Annotated in this window: 16 protein-coding genes; 10 read left to right on the top strand and 6 right to left on the bottom strand. The window is 37.5% G+C overall.

Going from position 1 to position 22,588, the window contains the following annotated elements:
• Nucleotides 1-74 precede the first annotated feature (74 nt).
• The 4 genes from ACYT6F_RS18910 to ACYT6F_RS18895 all read left to right on the top strand — a co-directional run bounded on the left by ACYT6F_RS18910 (nt 75) and on the right by ACYT6F_RS18895 (nt 6,472).
• Nucleotides 75-1,412 (top strand): IS1182 family transposase, encoded by a 1,338-nt coding sequence (locus ACYT6F_RS18910; RefSeq protein WP_472597713.1) that lies wholly within the window; start codon nt 75-77, stop codon nt 1,410-1,412.
• 287 nt (nt 1,413-1,699) lie between these two features.
• A complete protein-coding gene (locus ACYT6F_RS18905) occupies nt 1,700-4,297 on the top strand; it encodes a T9SS-dependent M36 family metallopeptidase (RefSeq protein ID WP_472599157.1) in 2,598 nt (865 codons plus the stop codon).
• 127 nt (nt 4,298-4,424) lie between these two features.
• Nucleotides 4,425-5,396, top strand: a complete 972-nt coding sequence (locus ACYT6F_RS18900) for an EamA family transporter (RefSeq protein ID WP_472599156.1) — start codon at nt 4,425-4,427, stop codon at nt 5,394-5,396.
• A gap of 83 nt (nt 5,397-5,479) precedes the next feature.
• On the top strand, nt 5,480-6,472 hold the full coding sequence (locus ACYT6F_RS18895; protein WP_472599155.1) for an alpha/beta fold hydrolase: 993 nt from the start codon (nt 5,480-5,482) through the stop codon (nt 6,470-6,472).
• Between the two features lie 58 nt (nt 6,473-6,530).
• Here the strand turns inward: ACYT6F_RS18895 and ACYT6F_RS18890 are convergent, their stop codons facing one another.
• Nucleotides 6,531-7,493 (bottom strand): Gfo/Idh/MocA family protein, encoded by a 963-nt coding sequence (locus ACYT6F_RS18890; RefSeq protein WP_472599154.1) that lies wholly within the window; start codon nt 7,491-7,493, stop codon nt 6,531-6,533.
• 127 nt (nt 7,494-7,620) lie between these two features.
• On the opposite strand from ACYT6F_RS18890, the gene ACYT6F_RS18885 reads away from it, so the two are divergent.
• The 6 genes from ACYT6F_RS18885 (at nt 7,621) to ACYT6F_RS18860 (ending at nt 18,387) form a co-directional block, all read left to right on the top strand.
• On the top strand, nt 7,621-8,274 hold the full coding sequence (locus ACYT6F_RS18885; protein WP_472599153.1) for a protein-L-isoaspartate(D-aspartate) O-methyltransferase: 654 nt from the start codon (nt 7,621-7,623) through the stop codon (nt 8,272-8,274).
• A gap of 117 nt (nt 8,275-8,391) precedes the next feature.
• The gene (locus ACYT6F_RS18880) at nt 8,392-9,384 is read left to right on the top strand and encodes a 2-hydroxyacid dehydrogenase (protein ID WP_472599152.1); all 993 of its coding nucleotides are present in this window, start codon (nt 8,392-8,394) and stop codon (nt 9,382-9,384) included.
• Between the two features lie 157 nt (nt 9,385-9,541).
• Nucleotides 9,542-9,832 (top strand): hypothetical protein, encoded by a 291-nt coding sequence (locus ACYT6F_RS18875; RefSeq protein WP_472599151.1) that lies wholly within the window; start codon nt 9,542-9,544, stop codon nt 9,830-9,832.
• 201 nt (nt 9,833-10,033) lie between these two features.
• Nucleotides 10,034-14,233, top strand: a complete 4,200-nt coding sequence (locus tag ACYT6F_RS18870) for a T9SS type B sorting domain-containing protein (protein WP_472599150.1) — start codon at nt 10,034-10,036, stop codon at nt 14,231-14,233.
• 841 nt (nt 14,234-15,074) lie between these two features.
• Nucleotides 15,075-17,060 (top strand): urocanate hydratase, encoded by a 1,986-nt coding sequence (locus tag ACYT6F_RS18865; protein ID WP_472599149.1) that lies wholly within the window; start codon nt 15,075-15,077, stop codon nt 17,058-17,060.
• Between the two features lie 349 nt (nt 17,061-17,409).
• Nucleotides 17,410-18,387 (top strand): IS110 family RNA-guided transposase, encoded by a 978-nt coding sequence (locus ACYT6F_RS18860; protein ID WP_472597785.1) that lies wholly within the window; start codon nt 17,410-17,412, stop codon nt 18,385-18,387.
• 635 nt (nt 18,388-19,022) lie between these two features.
• Here the strand turns inward: ACYT6F_RS18860 and ACYT6F_RS18855 are convergent.
• From ACYT6F_RS18855 to ACYT6F_RS18835, 5 genes are all read right to left on the bottom strand, one after another.
• Nucleotides 19,023-20,162, bottom strand: coding sequence for a DUF4062 domain-containing protein (locus ACYT6F_RS18855; protein ID WP_472599148.1), 1,140 nt, complete (start codon nt 20,160-20,162; stop codon nt 19,023-19,025).
• A 10-nt stretch (nt 20,163-20,172) separates the two neighbouring features.
• Nucleotides 20,173-21,147, bottom strand: coding sequence for a caspase family protein (locus ACYT6F_RS18850; protein WP_472599147.1), 975 nt, complete (start codon nt 21,145-21,147; stop codon nt 20,173-20,175).
• A gap of 2 nt (nt 21,148-21,149) precedes the next feature.
• On the bottom strand, nt 21,150-21,515 hold the full coding sequence (locus tag ACYT6F_RS18845) for a TIR domain-containing protein (protein WP_472599146.1): 366 nt from the start codon (nt 21,513-21,515) through the stop codon (nt 21,150-21,152).
• An 86-nt stretch (nt 21,516-21,601) separates the two neighbouring features.
• Nucleotides 21,602-22,180 carry a toll/interleukin-1 receptor domain-containing protein gene (locus ACYT6F_RS18840; RefSeq protein WP_472599145.1) on the bottom strand — a complete coding sequence of 193 codons (579 nt, stop codon included), beginning with the start codon at nt 22,178-22,180 and terminating at the stop codon, nt 21,602-21,604.
• 122 nt (nt 22,181-22,302) lie between these two features.
• Complete coding sequence (locus tag ACYT6F_RS18835) at nt 22,303-22,503, bottom strand: hypothetical protein (RefSeq protein WP_472599144.1); 201 nt, start codon at nt 22,501-22,503, stop codon at nt 22,303-22,305.
• Nucleotides 22,504-22,588 lie beyond the last annotated feature (85 nt).

Raw genomic sequence — 22,588 nt, 5'->3', positions numbered from 1 at the left:
AGTCTTTTTTATTGATCATAAAAAAAGGAAAGTCTGAGACTTTCCTAATTGCAGCAATTTTCATAAATTGCTGTATGCATAGTAGATCAAAGGTAATCTTTAAAGATTATAATCCCAAACAAAACTTTTTGTTTCCGCCCAATTTATTAGATTTTATAGAAGAGAATCATCCGGTACGGTTGGTTTCTGAGGTTATAGACCGATTGGATATCCGCAACCTGATTAACGAATATAAATCAGGGGGAAGTTCCAGCTATCATCCTAAAATGCTTCTGAAGGTTCTGATTTTTGGATATCTCAATAATATTTATTCGAGCAGAAAACTGGAACAGGCATTAAAGGAAAATGTCTACTTCATGTGGCTTTCAGCAATGCAGAGACCTGACCATAACACGCTTAACCGCTTTAGGAGCGATAAACTCAAAGGTCAGATCAGGGATATTTTTACTCAGATTGTGATGCTGCTTCATAAAGAAGGACACGTTAGTTTAAAAACAACCTTTGTAGACGGAACCAAGATAGAAGCCAATGCAAACCGCTATACTTTTGTCTGGGGAAGAGCTTTGAAGAAAAGCAGGGAAAGAATAGAACACCAGCTGGAAGAATTATGGAATTATACGCAGCAGATTGCTCAGGAAGAACTTAGAGATACCGAACCTGTTATTTTTAAATCTATTGATAAAGAAAAAGTAAGTAAGGTCATTCAAACCATAGATTCTGTTTTAAAGAAAAAGAAGATTTCCTCAAAAGTTCGCCAGAAGATTGGTTATGCCCGTAAAAACTGGCGTAACAATCTGGAGAAATATGAAGCATATGAAAAGATTCTGGCCGGAAGAAACAGCTTTAGTAAAACGGATCATGATGCTACTTTTATGAGGATGAAGGAAGACCATATGCGAAACGGACAGCTCAAACCCGCTTATAATCTGCAGCTTTCTACCGAGAATCAGTTTATTGTTCATTATACCCTCCATCCTAATCCTACTGATACCCAGACCCTGGCCTTGCATATAGAAAGCTTTGAAGAAAATTATGGACACCCACCTGGTGAAGTTGTTGCAGATGCAGGATACGGAAGCTATGAGAACTATGAATTTCTAAGACAGAAAAAAGTAAAAGCATATGTAAAATACAATTACTTTAATAAAGACCAAAAATCAAAACAAGTTACCCAGTCTGCATCAAATCCCAAACTTGCAAAACATAGGAACAGGATTTTCAGGCTTCTCAATACCAAACGGGGAATTGCCTTAAGAAAGCAACGATGTTACGACGTAGAACCTGTTTTCGCCCAAATCAAGCACAATAAAAGTTTTAAACGCTTTTTCTTACGAGGAAAGGTGAAAGTAGAAATTGAAACCGGTCTTCTCGCCATCGCCCATAACCTTAAAAAACTACAAAAAGCAGCATAAAACAACTGCTTTTTGTAGTTTTTTATAAAACATAGAAAATGTCCCGCTTTTTATAAACTTCAAAACTAAATAAAAAAAACAAAAGAGACTGCCTTTTGAGACAGCCTCTTTTTTTTTATTTTATGATATTTAACTAAAAATTTTAAGTCGATTGGACTAGTTAAAATAATTCATAATTATGTGATTTTATTAATTTAAGATTAAATATCAAATATTATTAATGTCATTTATTTTTTTTGTTGTTTTTGTTGTTGCTTGTTTGTAAATTCGTGGCTTAAATTATGTATATGATAAAAAAATCTCTACCTGTTCTGTTTGCAGTTTGTGCATTGTTGCCTTCTTTTATCTTCGGACAAGATAATGAAAGTCTAATAAAAAGTTATATCTCTCAAAATAAAATCAGAGAATATAAAAAATCTGATCTCGCAAACTTTATCATTGATAATGTTGATAACTCAAAATCAATGAACGGAGATGTTGTGAAGTTTCAGCAGGTATATAATGGATACCCGATTTATAATGCCGAGGGAACAGCACTTGTAAGAGATCATAAAATTATTTATTATTCAGACACTTTTCTGAAAGATTATATTTCAGCATCATCATATAATCCTACAATTACAAAAAGCATCGCATTACAAAAGATTTCTCAGGACTTGCAGCTTCCGGAAATACAATCATTTCCAATATTAGATTTCAATGAACCGGAGCCTGAAAATGGTAAGATGGTAAAGCAAAGGTTAGTATATGTTCATGATAACGGAATTTTGAAGTTGGCTTATCATTTTTCTTTTCCTCAGCCTCGTGCTTCAAACTATTGGGATATTCTTATTGATGCTGGCAATGGAAATATGATTAGTAAAACAGATATCAATTTATCTTGCAGTTTCCGTCACGATGCATATTCTCATCATGAAGACAATGCTCACAATCATCTTATTGGTCCTGTATTCGAACCTTATAAAAACAGTTTTTCTCTTTTAGCTCCTGACAATGCCAGTTATAATGTTTTTCCTTTACCTATTGAAGCTCCTACCTTTGGTTCAAGATCAGTCGTAAATAACCCCTGGATTCTTTCGGCTTCTCCTGAAGGTTGGCATTATGATGGTAATACGAGGTACACCATTACAAGAGGAAATAATGTATATGCTTACGAAGATAATGCTGCTACCAATCTGGCAGGATTCTCTCCGGATGCCGGTTCGTCCAGAAATTTTGATTATTATTTTGGTATTAATGATGATCCTTTTACCAATCAAAGTGCTTCTATTACCAATTTATTTTATCTGAACAATAGAATACATGATATTTTTTACCAATTCGGCTTTACTCCCGCATCAAGAAACTTTCAAAATACAAATTTTGGATTGGGAGGAGCAGGAAACGATTATGTACAGGCTGAAGCCCAGGATGGAGGCGGAACCAACAACGCTAACTTTGCCAGTCCGGCTGATGGAAGCAGACCGAGAATGCAAATGTATCTCTGGTCTACTGTAAACAGAATCTTTTTCTATAATGCTCCGGCCTCAGCGGTAAACCGTCAGCCAATAGCCGGAACAGCAACATTTGGTAATCCCCTGGATCAGACAGGAGTTACCGCTAATGTTCAGTTATCATCCGTGTTAGATGGATGTACAGCAATTTCCGCAGGCTCACTTACCGGAAAAATAGGCTTAATCGAAAGAGGAAACTGTAACTTTTCTGTAAAAGTTAAAAATGCACAGAATGCGGGAGCGTCTGCAGTAATTATTTACAATAATTCAGCGAATGGAGATACTGTTGGGAATATGTCTGGTACCGATGCTACCATAACTATTCCTTCTGTTTTAATATCCAATACCGAAGGAGAATATATTAAAAGTCAGCTTGCTGTCAATACTGCAGTAAACGTAACATTAAAAAATGACCCCTCAATCAGCATAACTCCTGATGGAAGTTTTGATAATGGTATCGTTGTGCATGAGTACGGACACGGAATTTCAAATAGATTAACAGGAACGGGTTCCAACTGTTTAAGTTCTACTTCTAGCAGAGAGCAGATGGGAGAAGGATGGTCAGACTTTTTTGCCTTAATGCTTACCAATAGACCGGGAGACAATGCTTCCGTACCAAGAGGAATCGGAACCTATGCGGTAGGTCAGTCAATAACAGGCGGAGGGATCAGACCCGCCAGATATTCACCGGACTTTACCATTAATGATTTTACTTATGGTGATACAAACGGTATGGAATTTACAAACTCAAACGGACAGCTTGTGCCGGATGTACATTCAATAGGGTTTATCTGGGCTTCGACGCTTTGGGATCTACACTGGCAATATGTAGCAAAGTATGGCTATTCATCAGATGTTACTGCCAATGCAACCAACGGAAGCTCAAGAGTACTGCAACTTGTTACCAATGCTTTAAAACTCCAGGTTTGTAACCCTACCTTTATAGATGGAAGAGATGCAATACTTAATGCAGAATTGGCAATGACACAAGGTGCAGACCGATGTATGATCTGGAGAACTTTTGCCAAAAGAGGTTTAGGGGTAAACGCTTCGGCAGGATCTAAAACCAGTATTAACGATCAGGTAGAAGATTTTACGACACCGGGAGATTGTATTTTGGCAACCGATGAAGTCAATACAAACAGTAATACAATTACTATTTATCCTAATCCTGCTAAAAATGAATTCTTCATTAATTTTTCAAATAAAATTTTAGGAAAAGTAAGCGTTGAAATTTATGATATGTCAGGGAAACTGGTTTCTTCTGAAGATAAAATTTCCCCTGATGCAAAAAAATCGATTTCTACCGATAAGCTGATTAACGGAACTTATCTGGTAAAAGTAAAAGGAATCGGTGTTGATATAACATCAAAACTGATCGTAAAAAAGTAAATTAAAATAAAACAACAGTAATATTCCGGCGCAAGCGAAGCTTGCGCCGGAATATTTTATCTATAATTACCATACCAGATTATTTCATTTATTAGCCGTAACTTTGCAGGCTTTTAAAAAATGAATCATGCAGAAGAAAAATGTACTGAAAGGAGTAGTGTTTGTAGGAATTGGAGCAAGTATCTACGGAATGCTCGCTACTTTTGTAAAACTCGCTTATCAGGACGGCTTTACTACCTCGGAAGTCACAACCTCCCAATTTGTTTTAGGTTTAATAGGACTTTTAATACTGAACTTTATCCAGACCATCACTTCAACAAAAACACTGTCATCACCCAGTCGGAGAGAAGTCCGAAATTTACTGTTAGCCGGTACATCATTAGGGTGTACTAGCTTGTTTTACTACATTGCTGTTCAGTATATCAATGTTTCCATTGCCATAGTGTTGCTGATGCAGTCGGTGTGGTTCAGTGTAGTTGTCGAGAGCTTTATGACCAGAAAAATACCACAGATACGGAAGATCATTTCGGTAATTATCGTCTTAGCAGGAACGGTTTTGGCTACGGATCTTATCAATACCCAAATTGAAATTGATTTCAAAGGTATTTTCTGGGGATTAATGGCAGCGGCATCATACACTCTAACCATGTTTACTTCAAATAAGCTGGCAACACATCTCCCGGTTTTCAGAAAAAGCATCATCATGCTTGCCGGAGGCTCGGTGGTAATTTTTTTATTCCTGATCTTTGCTCAGATCGGGCCGTTGCATAGCGGTGCCTTAAAAGGTTTTTATCTCAACTTTACGGAAAATACAGAACATATTCATGCCTTCAAATATTCAATTTTATGGAAATATGGATTTGTCCTGGCCTTGTTCGGAACAATAATTCCGCCCATCTTATTTAATATCGGTTTCCCAAATGCAGGATTAGGATTGGGGAGTATTGTTTCATCACTGGAGCTTCCCGTTTCTGTCACGATGGCTTTTGTGCTGTTGGATGAAAAAGTTGGCTTTATACAATGGGCCGGAATTGCACTGATTCTTTTTGCAATTGTTTTAATGAATCTTCCATCCAGAAAACATGTTGCTGTGGTATAATGTTTGAAGAATCATAAAACTGAATAAAACAATATAAACTGTTTCTTTTGAGGCAGTTTTTTTAAATAGTAAAATACATCTTTATGAAATATTTTAAGAATATTCTTACTGCTGTAATGTTGATCGTTTCCGGTGCACTTTTTTCACAAATCAAACCTCTTGATGCTGAGCTCACCAATTATCAATACCCTTTTGAGGTGTTCTTTCTGAATATCAAATCTCAGAATAACGATTTGAAAATGGCGTACATGGATGTGAAACCTAAAGACTCCAACGGAAAAACCATTATGCTTCTTCATGGTAAAAATTTTAACGGAGCCTATTGGGAAAAGACTGCAAAAGACCTTTCTGATAAAGGATTTAGGGTAATCATTCCTGATCAGATCGGATTCGGAAAATCCTCGAAGCCACAAAGCTATCAGTTCTCGTTTTCACAGCTGGCCGAAAATACAAAAGCTATTTTAGATCATCTGAATATTGATAAAACAATTGTCTTAGGGCATTCAATGGGTGGAATGGTAGCCACAAGATTTACCCTTCTTTATCCCGAAAAAGTAGAAAAACTGATTCTGGAAAATCCAATCGGACTGGAAGATTATAAAACATTCGCATCCTATCAGACCATCGATCAGGCGTATCAGTCGGAATTAAAGAATACGGCAGAATCTTACAAAAACTATCAGCTTAAATTCTATTATGATAACAAATGGAAATCTGAATATCAGCCGTGGCTGGATTTGATAGCAGGCTGGACCCTGCATCCAGATTACCCGAAAGTAGCATGGGACGCAGCTTTAACTTCAGATATGATTTATAATCAGCCGGTATGCTACGAATTTAAAAATATTCAGGTTCCGACACTTTTAATCATAGGAACCAGAGACCGGACCGCTATTGGAAAAGACAGGGCGCCAAAGGAACTTCAGCCAAAAATGGGACAGTACCAGCTGTTGGGTAAAAAAACACAGCAGGAAATTAAAGGTTCAAAATTAGTAGAACTGGAAAATGTAGGCCATTTACCTCATATTGAAGTGTACGATAAATTCTGGAATGCACTGTATAATTTTATAAAATAATGACAAAATATTACGGCGGCCAAGAATTGGCCGCCGTAATATTTTTATTCTTCTTAAATCAGGATATAAGTTCCATAATCCGTAAAGCAACTTTCAGTGCTTCCGTTCCGTCTTCAATGGAAACTTCCACATTTTTATTTTCGGTAATGGAATCCGCAAAAGAATTGAGCTCGTCAAGAATTGCATTATTCGGCTGAATATCTGGATATTCAAATAAAATCTGGTTTTTTTCACCCTCCGCATTTTCAATAATCATATCAAATGGCGTCGGATGCTCCGGAGCATCTTTCATTCGGATGACTTCGGCCTTTTTCTCAAGAAAATCAACGGATATATACGCATCTTTCTGGAAAAAGCGGCTCTTCCTCATCGCTTTCATAGAAATTCTTGACGTGGTAAGATTGGCAACACATCCGTTTTCAAACTCTATTCTTGCATTGGCAATATCCGGAGTTTTGCTCACGACACAGACACCGCTTGCGTGAATATTTTTTACTTTAGATTTTACAATGCTGAGCAGAATATCCAGATCATGTATCATTAAATCCAGCACTACCGAAACATCCGTTCCGCGGGGATTGAATTCAGCCAGTCTGTGAATTTCGATAAACATCGGATTGTTAATATATTCCTTGGTGGCAATGAAGGCAGGATTATATCTTTCAACATGGCCTACCTGTGCCTTAATTCCTTTTTCCTGGCATTGTTTTAAAATCTCTTCTGCCTGTTCAAGCGTTTGGGTTACCGGTTTTTCAATGAAAAAATGAAGACCTTTTTCAATTGCCTGTAAAGCATAATCGTAATGATAAACAGTAGGGGTTACAATATCCAGCATCTCAATTTTGTCCAGCAATTCATCAAAATTTTCAAAAAAGGGATATCCGAACTCAGCTTCTAATTTTTTTCCGTTTTCTATATCCTTATCATGAAAACCTATAAATTCATATTTATCCGATTGATTCAGAAGTCTTAAATGGATCTTACCCAGATGTCCGGCACCTACCAAACCTGCTTTTAACATACGTTACTAAATTTCTGTAAATATAAGAATTTTAGAGAACGCAAGAGAGATGATAGGTTTTAGGTTGATAAATACTGAATGTTTTTTTATTTTTGTAAAAAATACCTAAAATCTAAACTAAATTTAAATGGCGCAAGACTCGTTTGTACACAAAGGTAAGAGAAAGATTTTGGTAGATTATCTAAGGAACAGAATCGGAATTTCGGATGAAAATGTGCTATCTGCAATGAATCAGGTTCCGAGGCATCTCTTTATAGAAAGCATCTTTGAAGATTTTGCTTATGAAGACAGGGCATTTCCTATCCTTGCCCATCAGACTATTTCCCATCCTTCTACAGTGGCGGAACAATCTGAACTTTTACAGGTCAAGGAAGGCGAAAAAGTACTGGAAATCGGTACCGGATGCGGGTATCAGACTGCCGTTTTACTGGCTATGAAAGCCTTGGTATATACCGTTGAAAGGCAGAAAGACCTTTTTGATTTTTCTAAGAAAAAATTTCGCGAAATGGGACTGTATCCTAAGTTCCAGAGCTTTGGTGACGGCTTTGCCGGACTTCCTACATTTGCTCCTTTTGATAAAATCATCGTAACCTGCGGCGCTTCCGTTTTGCCTACAGAATTGCTGAAGCAGCTGAAAGTAGGCGGTAAAATGGTTATTCCTTTAGGACCGACAGACGAGCAGGTTTTATACAGATTTACCAAAATTTCACCTACGGAATTTGAAAAAGAAGAATTCGGAGCCTACAAATTTGTTCCGATGTTGGGAAATACAAATTTATAATTTCATCTTAAAATTCATAATTAAATATCAGGTCTCATTATTAATTAATGGGACTTTTTCTTTGATGGTTTGTTTTTTGATGAATATCAATATCTCAAATTTCAAAACAATTACACAATGAAGGTATTTATCAATAAGCAGATTCCGGAAACAGGAATTCACATGCTGGAGGAGGCAGGTCTTGAAGTTTTTATTCCTGATCACGATAATTTGTCAAGAGAAGAATGGATAGGATACTGCCAGAGTCATGACATGATTTTAAGTGTGGGATCAGAATTTAAATTTGATAAAGACTTCTTTAGTGAATGCCCGGATATAAAAGCAATTGCTCTGTATTCTGTAGGTTTTGATCATGTTGACATTCAGGAAGCGAACCGCAGAAAAATTCCGGTAGGAAATACTCCGGATGTCTTAAGCAAAGCGACTTCAGATATTGCTTTTCTCCTGATGCAGTCGGTAGCGAGACGGGCAAGCTATAACTTTGAGAAAGTAAAATCAGGAAACTGGGGAGATTTTGATCCGCTTCACGCTTTAGGACAGGAGCTCTACGGAAAGACACTGGGAATTTTCGGATTGGGTAGAATCGGATACGAAATGGCTAAAAAGTCGAAAGCTGCCTTTGACATGAATATTATCTATCACAACCGTCACCGGAACGAAGAAGCTGAAAATGAACTGCATGCAAAATATGTTTCCTTCGAAGAATTGATCTCACAATCGGATATACTGAGTATTCATGCTAACTTTAAGCCAGAACAGGCAGAGCTTTTCAATGCATCGGTTTTTGAAAAAATGAAAGACAATGCCATTTTCATCAATACTGCAAGAGGTGGTTTTCATAATCAGAAAGATCTTTATGATGCGCTTGCAGAGCATAAAATCTGGGGAGCCGGACTCGATGTAACCAATCCGGAACCTATCTATAAGGATGATCCAATTTTAGAACTTTCAAATGTTTGTGTGCTGCCACATATTGGCTCGGCAACAGTAGAAGCCAGAACCGGTATGGCTAAAATAGCTGCCGAAAACCTTATTGCCGTTTCAAAAGGCGAAAAAATGCCGGCTTGCGCTAATCCTGAAATTTATTCAGAAAATCATCAAACCAATTAATTTTATTCTTAATTTTAATAAACCAAATATTAATATAGTTCTTCTCAGAATAAAAGAATCATAACACTTTGCTTGTTATAGAGCCCCACAATTAAAACCGCCCGTTTAAACTTGGAATTATTTTTGTTTGTATCAATTTACACTAAATATAAATATTATGATACCCGAAAACAGCGAACAGGAACAGGAAAGAAGACTGGAGCAGAGAGATTATCAGCCTGCCGAAGACATTTTCAATCAGGAAGAACATATTTCTTTAGACGGAGACGGAAAACCGATCTTTAACGAGAGTACAGATGATGACACCCTAGATAAAGGACTTGACATTCCAGGAGCTGACGACAAAGCCGGAACCGATGACATCGGGGAAGATGAAGAAAACAGCTATTGGGGATACAGTGATAACGAAGACGATCACGAAGAACAAAATGACGACTTGATACGTTAACCTTGCCTTAACCGGTAAGGTTTTTTTATTGCCTGAATTGATAAAAACTTAAATTTTTTAATTAAAAATCTAATTGGGTGGAAAAAAATTAATATAAAATGTTATGCATATTAATTTAACATAAATAATGATTGCGGATGGAAATGTTATAGTTTTAATTATTAAATTTATCATTGGTTAGTGATTAATTATAATAAAATTATGCTGAAATATTTACAAATTTTACTAGTTTCCATAAGTATATTCACATTTTCCCAGGCTCCTGTTGATGTGAAGGTAAAAGATGCCGCAGGAAACGAAAGTTTCAATGTTACCTGTAACAACGATCTCGATGCAAACGGCTGTATTGCTTTACACGTAGAATATCCTGTACTCAGACAGACGGCTAGCTACCAGGTCAGTCAGGAAACATACAGTCCGCCGATTCCCATTAATCAGGGAACTCCGCTTAACGCCAACTATGACGACCTTTTTGCCGCTAAACTGGATATGCCATTCAAATTCTGCTTCTACAATCAGTACTTTCAGTCACTTGTTGTAGGTTCAAACGGAATGGTCACCTTCGACCTGGCTCAGCTGGGGAATATCAATTATCCCAATGTTCAGTGGACAAATCCAAGTCCCAATCTCCCGAAAAATTCAATTTTCGGAGTCTATCACGATATCGTTTTTTCTGCGGGAGATGCTTCCGAAATCTACTATTCGACGATTGGAACCGCACCTTACAGAAAATTTGTTATCAATTTTTATGAAGGGCGTGTATCCGGCTGTACCGAGAGATCTTCCTCACAGATCGTTTTGCATGAAACAACCAATATCATCGAAATATTTGTTGAAAAAAAGCTTACCCCATGTCCCACCAGAAAATTTGAAAATGCTTTAATCGGCGTACTCAACAGCGACGGAACACAGGGAGTATCTCCTGCAAACCGCAACACAGGCGTTTGGCAGGCCCTCCAGGAAGGATGGAAGTTCAGTCCGCTGGGAAATGTGATCGAGCCTCAGGTTACCTGGACAAATGCTGCCGGACAAACTGTAGGAACAGGAATCCAGACAACCGTTTGTCCTACCCAGAACGATACTTATACTGCCAATGTAAAATTCAATATCTGTGGAAACAGCAACCTTACACTCACAGATGCCTTTCCGATAACATTCGATCCTACCTATCCCGTAGCAAAAAATTATACCCAGAATTTTTGCGGAAATACATCTGTAAACCTAACATTAAGCAGCTTTCAGGGAAATGTAACCACGCAGAACCCTGCGGGTTTTCAGTTCAGCTTTCACACCAGCCAGCAGGATGCGCAAAATAATGTCAATCCTCTGCCAAATAATTATACGCTTACCGCCAATACGGTTTTATATGTCAGAATTCAGAACCCGAATGCGCCTTCATGCTTCAGAATTGCGGTGCTTAACCTCAATCTTGTTTCTAAAAGTTTACTTAAAAATACAGTTGAAATCTGTGATACCAATAATGATGGGGCAGAATCCGGTTACAATGTTACGTCCTTAAATGCAGAACTTTTTGCACCAGGAACCACCGGAATTTCCTACCATTCTACACAGTCTGATGCTCAGAACAATACCAATGCCCTTACAACTGTAAACATCACGGCATCAACGAATCTTTGGGTCAGGCTTCAGGAAGGCAGCTGTACCTATATTTTAGGTCCCGTAACTTTTCAGTTAACACCAGGCGTTAATATTAACTCACCTGTGAATTTCACTTACACGGTTTGTGATATTAATGCCGATAACCAGGAACCCTTCAATTATTCAGCCGTTATCGGTCCGCTTATTACCACCCAGACCGGAGCGGTATTTGAAGCTTACAATACCCTGAATGAAGCACTCAACGGAACCGGAACGGTTTTAAACACCATTAAAAGTGGGGTCTATACCATTTATGTAAGAGTAGAAATCCCGAACGGATGTTTTGCCGTGGCTACCGTCAATATGAATGTAACATTCACTAAAATTGTCGCAAATGATAAAAAAGAATACATCTGTTTCAACGGTACGGAAGATATTACCGTAAATCTTGCTACCCTTTCAGCCGGAATGCTGGTCTCTCCATCCTCAGTTCCCGTAACGGAATTTTATGCGACAGCTGCCAATGCTAATGCAGGAGTAAATCCTATCAGTCCCATACAGACGATTACGGCAAACGGAAACCTCGTCACACAGATATATTTTGTCCGTTTTGAAAATTCTGATGACTGCTATACAGTGCGGCCATTAGCGGTAAATCTTGTACATCCTGTGATCGTTCAGTCTTCTTTCACAATATGTGATTTTAATAATGATAATACTGAAAATGTACAGCTTGCTGAATTTTCTCCGGCGATTATCGGAAACCAGAATGCGACAACGCTTTTTTATCAGACTTCTGCCAATGCCATTGCGGGAACCAATCCCATAACCAACATTACGGTAAACGGAAACCAGCAGGTTTTCGTAAAAATAACATCATACAACTGTCAGCAGATATATCCGGTAAATCTGAGTCTTACCTCAACTCCCGCAGTAACTCCTGAAGTGAATATTACCCTTAATACTATTTGCGACAATAATAATGACGGCAGCGAAAATTATAATCTTACACAGGCGCAGCCTCAGATTTATTCAGGATCTAATGTAACTTTTACCTATTATCTGAATTATAATCCTGCCACCCATGTATTTTCCAATCAGGTCGCAAACCCGGCACAATTTCCTGTTTCTGCAGGAAGCGCAACAGTTTATGTAAAAGTAAAATTTAATAACAGCGAATGCTTTTCGGTTTCAAAACTCAATATTCAGATCACATTTTTACCGGCGGTAGTTTTGAATCCTGCCGTTTTAGAGACCTGTGACGAAGAATTTAACCTGAATGAAACCTTCCAGCTCAGTAATGCGGTTCCCCAGCTGTTTGTTGCTTCGCAGAATACCTACCCATTGTCGGCAATGACGATCACTTACTACAATACAGCAGCTCAGGCCAATGCAGGAAGTCCGGCCAATCAGATCGGGCCGTCCGTAACGACAACAGTTTCCTCCGTTCAGGTATGGGCGAGATTTCAGTCACAGACTACCGGGTGTTATTCCGTAGCGCCAATCCAGCTCAAAACATATTTTCCGCCGAAAGCTATTAACTCAACCATTACCGTCTGCGATGAAAATTTAGACGGAAGCTACGAAGTAAATCTGTTGAATTTTACCAACCTCATGGTAGATATCCCGAATCCTGCCAATTCATTCTCTTTCTATCTTACGCAGCAGGATGCCACGAACGGAACCAATGCCATCACCAATCCGGGTAATTTTTCAGCCAATCCTTTTCCTGCGCAGATATGGGTGAAAGTTCAGAACATCCCGGGATGTGACGATATTGCAGCCGTTAACTTTACCTTTGGAAATAAAGTGGTTTTACAAAACCCCGGCCCTTTCCAGATCGCGGCCTGTGACACGGGAAATAACGGAACGGAAACCGTTGATCTTACACAGTTCCAAAACCAGATTTATACAGGAGCAAATGTTACATTTACCTATTATCCCTCCCTGGCTGATCTTAACGCCGGTACGAATGCCATTGCAACACCGTCCGGCTTTAACTATACTCAGGGTCCGGGTCTCAATACCGTATATGTAAAAGTAAATGTTCCCGGTTCATGCCCGAATGTAGCTCAGATCAATCTTTCACTGAAATCCACACCGATATTTGATATTCCGACCCTTTATTTCTGTCCGGAAGGTTCATTAGATTATACGGTAAACATTGAAGGATATACGATCATCAGCTATGTTTGGACCAATCCTTCAGGACAGGTTATTTCAACTACAGACACCATTACCGGAGTTACAGTGGTAGGGACTTATACGCTGACAGTCACCGCCCAAAACGGATGTACCTATACCGATACTTTCGAAATCAAACATTATGATGTTCCGGTGATTGAGCAGCTTGAATTCAACGGAAATACAGCCGTGGTTCATGCTACAGGTCTGCAGACCATCCTTTATTCTATAGACGGAATAACATGGCAGTCAAGCAATACTTTTTACAATTTACCGACGGGGATCACTACATTCTATGTAAAATACGTAAACAGCGACTGTATCGTAAAACAACAGGGTGTTGTTCTGGATATTAAAAATGCCATTACACCAAACGGAGACGGGCTGAATGATCAATGGATCGTGAAGAACCTCCAGGTATTCGGTAACAGAATGTCAACCGTTAAAATTTACGACCGGTACCAGTATCAGGTTTTTGAGCAGAGTTCCAACACACAGTTTTTATGGGACGGAACCATCAGGGGACGCGCAATTCCAACTTCCAGCTATTGGTATGTCATTACCCTTCCTGACGGCAGAACCTTCACCGGCTGGATTCTGGTAAAGAATAATAATTAAACCTTAATCAAATAACAGAAACCTCATTGAATGTTCAGTGAGGTTTTTTTATTTTTGAAAAACACTCTTCATGCCCTCAAAAAAATTCCCTATGTAGAATTATTTTTAACGGACAGTAATCTCCTCCCTTGGAAATCGAGGAACGAGATTCGCCGATTCCGATTTATAAATAAAAATGAAAGAGGCATTGGCGGATTCGACCAATGAGAGAAGATGGGGTGGTTAAAAAATAACGCCCAACCAATAAACCTCACCATATAAAACCACCGTCGAAAATTCTTTGAATTTTCGCCACCCCTCCTTTGGAGGGGAATTAATCACTCATAAGATTCCATCTACAAAAAACTCTGAGATTAGACGCTTTTGCTGTTCATATTTAAACAATATATTTACATCAACATTTTATGTATGACAAAACTCTTTACAAAGTACCTGTTTCTATGGTTTATTCTTCCGATTATAATAATAGTAATCATTTTTAATTTTCCTACAACAAAATTTGGAATTGGATATTTTGGAGTCAATAGAGCAGTAACTTTTAATAAAGCAGACGCTGTTTTTGGAAATACGATATACAATTTTTCCTTTTTTCTTATTACATATCCAGTATATTTCCTGAGCTACTTTATTATTTTTTTAATTCGAAAGAATACTGATTTTAATTATTCTATAATACATTTCAGTATGTTTACGATTAATTTTATTTTGCTTTCTGTCAATGCAGAGAATAGATTCTTAATTCCTTTATCTGTAATTTGCTTCGTATTTTTTATTTTGAATATCTTTAAAACCTTGAATTCAACCAACTGTAAACATTAAACATAGAACTTTAAACTGCAATATGACTTTCCAGGAACAGATACAGCAGGGCATCCCGAGCCAACTGCCACAGCCGAAACCTTACGAAACCAATATCAACCATGCTCCGAAACGTAAAGAGATTTTGGGGGAAGAGGAGAAGAAACTCGCCCTGAAGAATGCTTTGCGGTATTTTGAACCTCAGTTTCATGCGGAACTTCTGCCTGAATTCAGAGAGGAGCTCGAAAAATACGGAAGAATTTATATGTACCGTTTCCGTCCGGATTATGAGATGAAGGCAAGACCCATTTCAGAATATCCCGGGAAATCGGAGCAGGCAAAAGCAATCATGCTGATGATCCAGAACAACCTGGATTATGCCGTGGCGCAGCATCCGCATGAGCTGATTACCTATGGAGGAAACGGAGCCGTTTTCTCAAACTGGGCACAGTATCTTTTAACGATGAAATACCTGTCCGAAATGACGGATGAGCAAACCCTCGTCATGTATTCCGGGCATCCGATGGGATTATTCCCTTCGCACAAAGATGCGCCGAGAGTCGTGGTAACCAACGGAATGATGATCCCCAATTACTCCAAACCGGACGACTGGGAAAAGTTCAATGCATTAGGGGTTACACAGTACGGACAGATGACGGCCGGAAGTTATATGTACATCGGACCGCAGGGAATTGTTCACGGAACAACGATTACCGTTCTCAATGCTTTCAGAAAAATCAATAAAGAACCGAAAGGCGGACTCTTCGTGACCTCCGGATTGGGCGGAATGAGCGGGGCACAGCCGAAAGCGGGAAATATCGCGGGCTGTGTTACAGTGTGCGCGGAAGTAAATCCGAAAATTACCAAAATCCGCCACGATCAGAAATGGGTCAACGAAATCCATGAAAACCTTGACGAACTCGTAACAAGAGTAAGAAAAGCGCAGGAAACCCAGGAGACCGTTTCCCTGGCTTACCTGGGAAATATTGTTGAGGTCTGGGAAAAATTTGATCAGGAAAATATAAGAATTGATATCGGTTCAGACCAGACATCGCTTCACAATCCGTGGGCGGGAGGCTATTATCCTGCGGGGCAGAGCTTTGAAGAATCCAATAAGATGATGGCCGAAGATCCCGAATTATTCAAGGAAAAAGTTCAGGAAACGCTGAGAAGACACGCAGAAGCCATCAATAAACATACCGCCAAAGGAACCTACTTCTTCGACTATGGAAATGCCTTCTTACTCGAAGCTTCCAGGGCCGGAGCCGATGTAATGGCGGATAATCCTACGCTGGGAAGAGAATTTAAATTCCCTTCTTATGTTCAGGATATTATGGGACCGATGTGTTTCGATTATGGTTTCGGGCCGTTCCGTTGGGTATGTACGAGCGGAAAACCGGAAGATCTGCAGAAAACGGATGACATTGCCTGTGCGGTGTTAGAGGAAATCCAGCAGAATTCTCCGGAAGAAATCCAGCAGCAGATGAAAGACAATATCCAGTGGATCAAAGGCGCGCAGGAAAATAATCTTGTCGTAGGTTCGCAGGCGAGAATTTTGTATGCCGATGCCGAAGGAAGAATGAAAATCGCCGAAGCATTTAATAAAGCTATCAGAAACGGGGAGATCGGACCGGTAGTGTTGGGAAGAGACCACCACGATGTTTCGGGAACGGATTCGCCGTACCGTGAGACTTCCAATATTTATGACGGTTCAAGGTTTACCGCAGATATGGCGATCCACAATGTGATCGGCGACAGTTTCCGCGGAGCTACGTGGGTTTCCATTCACAATGGAGGCGGCGTAGGATGGGGTGAAGTGATCAACGGAGGTTTCGGGATGCTGCTCGACGGAAGCGAGGATGCCGACCGAAGATTAAAATCCATGCTGTTCTGGGATGTTAACAACGGGATTTCCCGCAGAAGCTGGGCCAGAAATGAAGGGGCTGTTTTCGCGATCAAAAGAGCCATGGAAGCAGAACCGAAACTCAAAGTAACGCTCCCTAATTTTGTGGATGAGAATCTTTTTTAGTTTGACAATTTGAAAATGGGCTAATTTGAAAATATTTTCAATCATTCCGTCACTTCGGGTAGCTTTGCAAAAGCGTATCGAGAAGTTAAAGCTAAAAGTCTTCAATCAGTGGTTCTCGATACATCCGATTGCATCGGACACTCCTTTAGATTTGTAAAAAGAAATTAATACATTTATTAACAAGAGAAAAGTGTTTAAGTAAACTAATATCTACTCAGAGAAAAACTCATAGTTCGATTGAGACTTAAACACTTTCTTATCAAAAACTCAGATAGAAATTAGGGATTGGAGCCCATTATTAAGGAGTTGAGATGATGATAAGTTTCTCTTTATTAATCAAAACAAATTTATGGAAAAAGTTTTTATTGGAATTGACATTAGTAAGCTAACTCTGGATGTTTTTGTTAACAGTTGCTCTAAAACACAACATTATCAAATTGAAAATTGTTCAAAAGCGATTAAAAAGTTTTTTAAAAGCTTCTCCAATGATGCAAATACCGTTGTAGGCATGGAAAATACCGGAAGATACAATTTTGAACTTTACGAAGTTTTAAGTAGTACGAACATACCGGTTTTTGTTATAAACCCACTTCATTTAAAGAAAAGCATCGGTCTTTTAAGAGGTAAAAACGATAAATTAGACAGTCAAAGAATCTGTGCGTTTTTGGAAAAAAATTACATGGATCTACAACCTTGGGTTCCTAAATCCTTGGATATTCAAAAAATAAGCTTACTTAATACGGAACGCAGACACAGAGTGAAAATAAGAGCAGGTTTATTGAGACAGATGAAAGATTTAAGCTTTCTTAAAAATCATGCAGATAAAGAAATTATAAAGCTTAACAAGCAATTGATTTTACTTTTAGATAAACAGATTAAAACAATTGAAAAAAAGATGGTAGAGATCATTGAGTCAAATACAGAACTGAAGGATCAATATATAAGAATCCAGACCGTTCCAGGTGTTGGGAAAGTGTTGGCTACTATGCTCATTGTTAAGACCAATGGTTTTACAGAAATTCAATCGGCAAGGAAGATGGCTTGCTATTCTGGTGTTGTTCCATTTGATCATCGCTCCGGTTCGTCAATTTATTATAAACCCAGGGTCTCTACAATGGCTGATAAAGAACTAAAAAAGATCTTACACTTAGCTGCTCTGAGTTCCATAAGATTAAAGAATGATCTCGCTTTATATTTTCAAAGAAAAGTTTTAGAAGGGAAGAATAAGATGTCTGTTTTAAATGCAATTAGAAATAAAATCATACACAGAGTTTATGCTTTGATAAAAAATAATTCTGTGTATGAAAATAATTTGCAGATGTCATAGAAATCGAACTGACGAAGCCGTTATCTCTTTGCAGGTAAAGTCGTCACTTCGGGTAGCTTTGCAAAAGCGTATCGAGAAGTTGGTGAAGTTCTCAATACATCCGATTGCATCGGACACTCGAACTGACGGAAGCCGTTATCTCTTTGCAGGTAAAGTCGTCACTTCGGGTAGCCTTGCAAAAGTGTATCGAGAAGTTGGTGATACGTTCCCGATATATCCGATTGCATCGGACACTCGAACTGACGGAAGCCGTTATCTCTTTGCAGGTAAAGTCGTCACTTCGAGTAGCTTTGCAAAAGCGTATCGGGAAGTTGGTGATACGTTCCCGATACATCCGATTGCATCGGACACTCGAACTGACGGAAGCCGTTATCTCTTTGCAGGTAAAGTCGTCACTTCGGGTAGCTTTGCAAAAGCGTATCGGGAAGTTGGTGATACGTTCCCGATACATCCGATTGCGTCGGAAACTCGAACTGACTGAGCTACTTTCCTATGATAATCCCACTTTGTCAAAGTTCCGATCTTTGACAAAGTTTAAAAATAAGAAAACCTGCTGTACGGCAGGTTTTTGTTGTTTGTATTAGTATCTTTCTAGTAACCAAAATTTAATATTTACAACTTGCTATAATTCAAATTTATATACTGAATAGATAATCCACTTCTTCTGACAAACGTTCTTTAAAATTTTCTTCATCTTTAGCATTTATAATATATGGTTTAACTTTATTTTTAAACATCGAGTTTAAAGATGATAACGAAATAAAGTCAACTTTAAAAGGTAAATGCAATTCTTCTAATTTAGCATTGAGTAATTCTATTGTTTTTAGGTTATAACTTCTAATAAAATTAGCGCGCTCATTTCTTGTTTTTGTTTGAGGAATTTGAATTTCATTATTAAGAACATGATAATATATAAAATCTGTAATTGCTGAAAGATTTTCATCTTCTAAATCATAATTATTTTCTATCTGTGGGCTAATGTTTGGTTCTATAATATCTGAAATCCTGTCACAGAAAAAATCAGTTATTATACTAAACTGTTCAGAAATAACCTCCTCATATTCATGATTGTCTTTTCCAAGAATTTTTTCGCCCACACTATTCAACATTGTATTCATCCTTAGTGTAATGTTATTTAGTTCTTCTACACTATTAAGAACTTTTACAACTTCTTTTTGTTTTTGCAACCCATCTAGATATAAGTAAAACAATCCTGCAAACTGGCTCTGCAAATAATTTTCAATTTGTTCAATTTTATCGAATGTTTTAATCGGTTTTGTAACTAAAGTGTCTAAAAATTTGAATACATTGAGGGAATCTACATGCGCAAACTTAAACTTAGCCTTATCTTGGTTATTCTTATTTTCAAATTGATGAATATTTTCTAAAAAGTCTTGATTCTCTTTAAACGTCTTGTATTCTGAAAAAACATTTTTTTCAACAAAAATAAATAGAGGTATGTTTTTTTCAATCGCGGTCTCAAATTCTCTTCTTGTTATAGATATATATTCTTGTTCATATTTTTTTATATCTTCACTAATATTACCATTAGTAGCTGTTGAACCATATCTTCCACCAACAATAAGAATCATTATATGACATAATGTTACCTCGTTGTAGGCCGAAGAATCAATAGGTTTATCAAATTCATAGGTAACTTTGTCACTTTCAAAAAGTACGGATTCAAATCCATAATTATCAATAAATTGCTCTAGCCTTTCTCTAACATGCTTAAGGTCATAATATGTTGAACTTACAAAAATTCGTGGTTTCATATAACTTAGTCTAAATTCTGTTATTTTCAGCTAGTTTACGATAATGTTCACCTAATGCTGTAAGTTTACAACTCTTACTCTCCATAGCAGCATTCCACATATGAGGTGCATCAACAGGTTTTAACAGATTTAACCTATTATATTTTTGTAAGATGCTAAATATCTCAGTATTATCCTCAATAGGATCAGGCATTCCTTTGTCACGTCCTTTCATTTCGGGTTCAAAAGTTGGATCTAATGGGAATTCATAACCTGCTTTAGGAAAATAATCCTTTATTTTTCTAAGATCCTCTAGAGCAATTGAAGGCGCTGCTTTTCTAAGCGAAACAAAATTTCTTACATTAGTTTTAAAAATTGGTCTTTGTTCCCAAGCACCTAAAGATTGGTCGATATGTGCATAGACACTACCTGGTGTTACATCTCCGAGGATATTGGAAGCACTTCCACTTAATGCATCGACTAATAATGTTGTAAAAATTCCGCTTCCATCTTTTTCAGACGCATACTGATCTGAAGTTGAAGCTGTTAAAATAGTTATACCTTCAGCAATTAAAGCACTATCTTGAATTGTTGGTGGATTTCCTGCAATTCCTGAATGACAGCTATCCAATATAATAATTTTATTTGTTGCAGGAGACGAATTAGCTAAAACTAAAATTTCATTGAGTGGAAGGCCATCATCTCCTCTTTTTGCATCACTTCCTAACAAATATCCTCCTGTTGCTTCTATATGTCCATGTCCAGCAAAGTAGAATAAGGCAACCTCTGCCTTTGTAGAAAATAGTTTTGTTACAGCATCTTTTAGCTCACCTCTTTCTAAAGCTTCTGCATCATTTGAAGATGTAATTAATTTGCAATCAAAATTAATTGATCCATCATAGTTTCTATCCAAGATATTCTTAACATTATATGCATCATTTACGCATCCATATAAATTTCCTCCATATGGATAATGATTTACTCCAACAATTAGTGCTATTTTCATAACTAAAGCTCATTTATAAAATTCTTAATATTTTCCCATGACCATATTTTAGTAGATACACTACTTAGAGTTGTAGCATCATTAGAATATGCCCAAATTGCAAGTATTTTTTTTCCTTCCTCCTTTGCGCATTTAATTTCCCATTCTTGACCAGTGGAGTTTAGGGAATTCTTGCTAACAAGAACTATTACTCCATCGGATCGGCGTATTCTTGTGCGAACTTTTATTTTCCAATCTTCAAGATATGCTTCTTTTACTGACATATCGATATACTCAAATGGGGATTTTGTAAGTAAGGATTGACCTTTCAGGAAATCCCGTTGACGCTCGTCTTCAATAGCAAAAGCTATAAAAATAGTTTTTTTCATGTTTACTGTTTAATAGTTTATAATTATTTGATTGTTAAAAATATAGAAATTCATTTTTAAGGTTTGCTATATTTTAATTATTTTTTTTAGATTGCAATATCTCTATTATAAGGTTTTAGGTTATTATTAAGATAATCATCAAAAACTACATATTTAAAAGGGCTTTCGGCAACCCAAATTTTAGGAAGCCCAAAAGTATTATTCACCTTTTTTACGTATGGATATAATTTTAAATATTCATAACCAATGTAGGTATTTGGGATATTAGATCTCGATTCATAAACTGGTAATATTGCACATTTATTTGTGTTACCATCTACAAAGCCTAATTCCCAAAGCATCCATTTACTAGTTGTTGCATTTGCTGAGATTGCTAAAATTAAACTCCTTGAGCTTTTCATCCTGCTTCGTATTAACTCCGCGGATTCTTTGGTAACGTTAGACCTATCTAGATGTGGATCAATTATCCAATCCACATAAACTTTGTATCCCTGAGAACTTAAATCTAAGAATAACCCCTTAACTACTTCCCTGTCTAAAAAACAATGGGAAAGAAAAATATCAAAGGTTAAGTTTTTTTGAGATTCGTTTATAGTCCTCTGTGTTTCTGAAAATAGCTTACTTTCACTAATTTCCTTTAAATCATCAATATTATAAAATGGCATAATTTATTATTATGTGTTTAATTGAAAAAGATTATAATTTTCAAATATATAAAGATTACAAACTAAATAGTTACGGTTTTCCGTAATCTGATATTTATGAATTTAAACCAAGAAAATACGCGCTAAAAATATAAAACCGCCACTACATTCCATTCCGTATTTCTACGTAATTTAAAAACAACCCTGAAACAAACCTCCTTCAACTGCATGAAGTCTCCTGCAAGTTGCGGGAAACCTCCTGCGTTTGCATTTTGTTTAAAACAAGGTTGTTTGTAACCTCCTGCAATTGCATGAAGTCTCCTGCAAGTTGTGGGAAACTTCATGCAACTGCATTTTGTTTTGCGCAAAATGTTTTTGATTAAATGCAGAATTTTTTATATTTGTCAGTCTCAATTCATAAATAATTAA

It is taken from the genome of Chryseobacterium sp. NG-CE01 (assembly GCF_055695505.1).
This window is presented reverse-complemented; position numbering and strand designations above follow the sequence as displayed.

What these genes read in the sequence shown, in the direction of transcription:
- ACYT6F_RS18870 (WP_472599150.1), top strand. Translation starts at nt 10,034, where the DNA reads ATGCTGAAATATTTACAAATTTTACTAGTTTCCATAAGTATATTCACA.
- ACYT6F_RS18885 (WP_472599153.1), top strand. Translation starts at nt 7,621, where the DNA reads ATGGCGCAAGACTCGTTTGTACACAAAGGTAAGAGAAAGATTTTGGTA.
- ACYT6F_RS18900 (WP_472599156.1), top strand. Translation starts at nt 4,425, where the DNA reads ATGCAGAAGAAAAATGTACTGAAAGGAGTAGTGTTTGTAGGAATTGGA.
- ACYT6F_RS18895 (WP_472599155.1), top strand. Translation starts at nt 5,480, where the DNA reads ATGAAATATTTTAAGAATATTCTTACTGCTGTAATGTTGATCGTTTCC.
- ACYT6F_RS18865 (WP_472599149.1), top strand. Translation starts at nt 15,075, where the DNA reads ATGACTTTCCAGGAACAGATACAGCAGGGCATCCCGAGCCAACTGCCA.
- ACYT6F_RS18905 (WP_472599157.1), top strand. Translation starts at nt 1,700, where the DNA reads ATGATAAAAAAATCTCTACCTGTTCTGTTTGCAGTTTGTGCATTGTTG.
- ACYT6F_RS18835 (WP_472599144.1), bottom strand. Translation starts at nt 22,503, where the DNA reads ATGAAGTTTCCCACAACTTGCAGGAGACTTCATGCAATTGCAGGAGGT.
- ACYT6F_RS18875 (WP_472599151.1), top strand. Translation starts at nt 9,542, where the DNA reads ATGATACCCGAAAACAGCGAACAGGAACAGGAAAGAAGACTGGAGCAG.
- ACYT6F_RS18845 (WP_472599146.1), bottom strand. Translation starts at nt 21,515, where the DNA reads ATGAAAAAAACTATTTTTATAGCTTTTGCTATTGAAGACGAGCGTCAA.
- ACYT6F_RS18840 (WP_472599145.1), bottom strand. Translation starts at nt 22,180, where the DNA reads ATGCCATTTTATAATATTGATGATTTAAAGGAAATTAGTGAAAGTAAG.
- ACYT6F_RS18850 (WP_472599147.1), bottom strand. Translation starts at nt 21,147, where the DNA reads ATGAAAATAGCACTAATTGTTGGAGTAAATCATTATCCATATGGAGGA.
- ACYT6F_RS18910 (WP_472597713.1), top strand. Translation starts at nt 75, where the DNA reads ATGCATAGTAGATCAAAGGTAATCTTTAAAGATTATAATCCCAAACAA.
- ACYT6F_RS18855 (WP_472599148.1), bottom strand. Translation starts at nt 20,162, where the DNA reads ATGAAACCACGAATTTTTGTAAGTTCAACATATTATGACCTTAAGCAT.
- ACYT6F_RS18860 (WP_472597785.1), top strand. Translation starts at nt 17,410, where the DNA reads ATGGAAAAAGTTTTTATTGGAATTGACATTAGTAAGCTAACTCTGGAT.
- ACYT6F_RS18880 (WP_472599152.1), top strand. Translation starts at nt 8,392, where the DNA reads ATGAAGGTATTTATCAATAAGCAGATTCCGGAAACAGGAATTCACATG.
- ACYT6F_RS18890 (WP_472599154.1), bottom strand. Translation starts at nt 7,493, where the DNA reads ATGTTAAAAGCAGGTTTGGTAGGTGCCGGACATCTGGGTAAGATCCAT.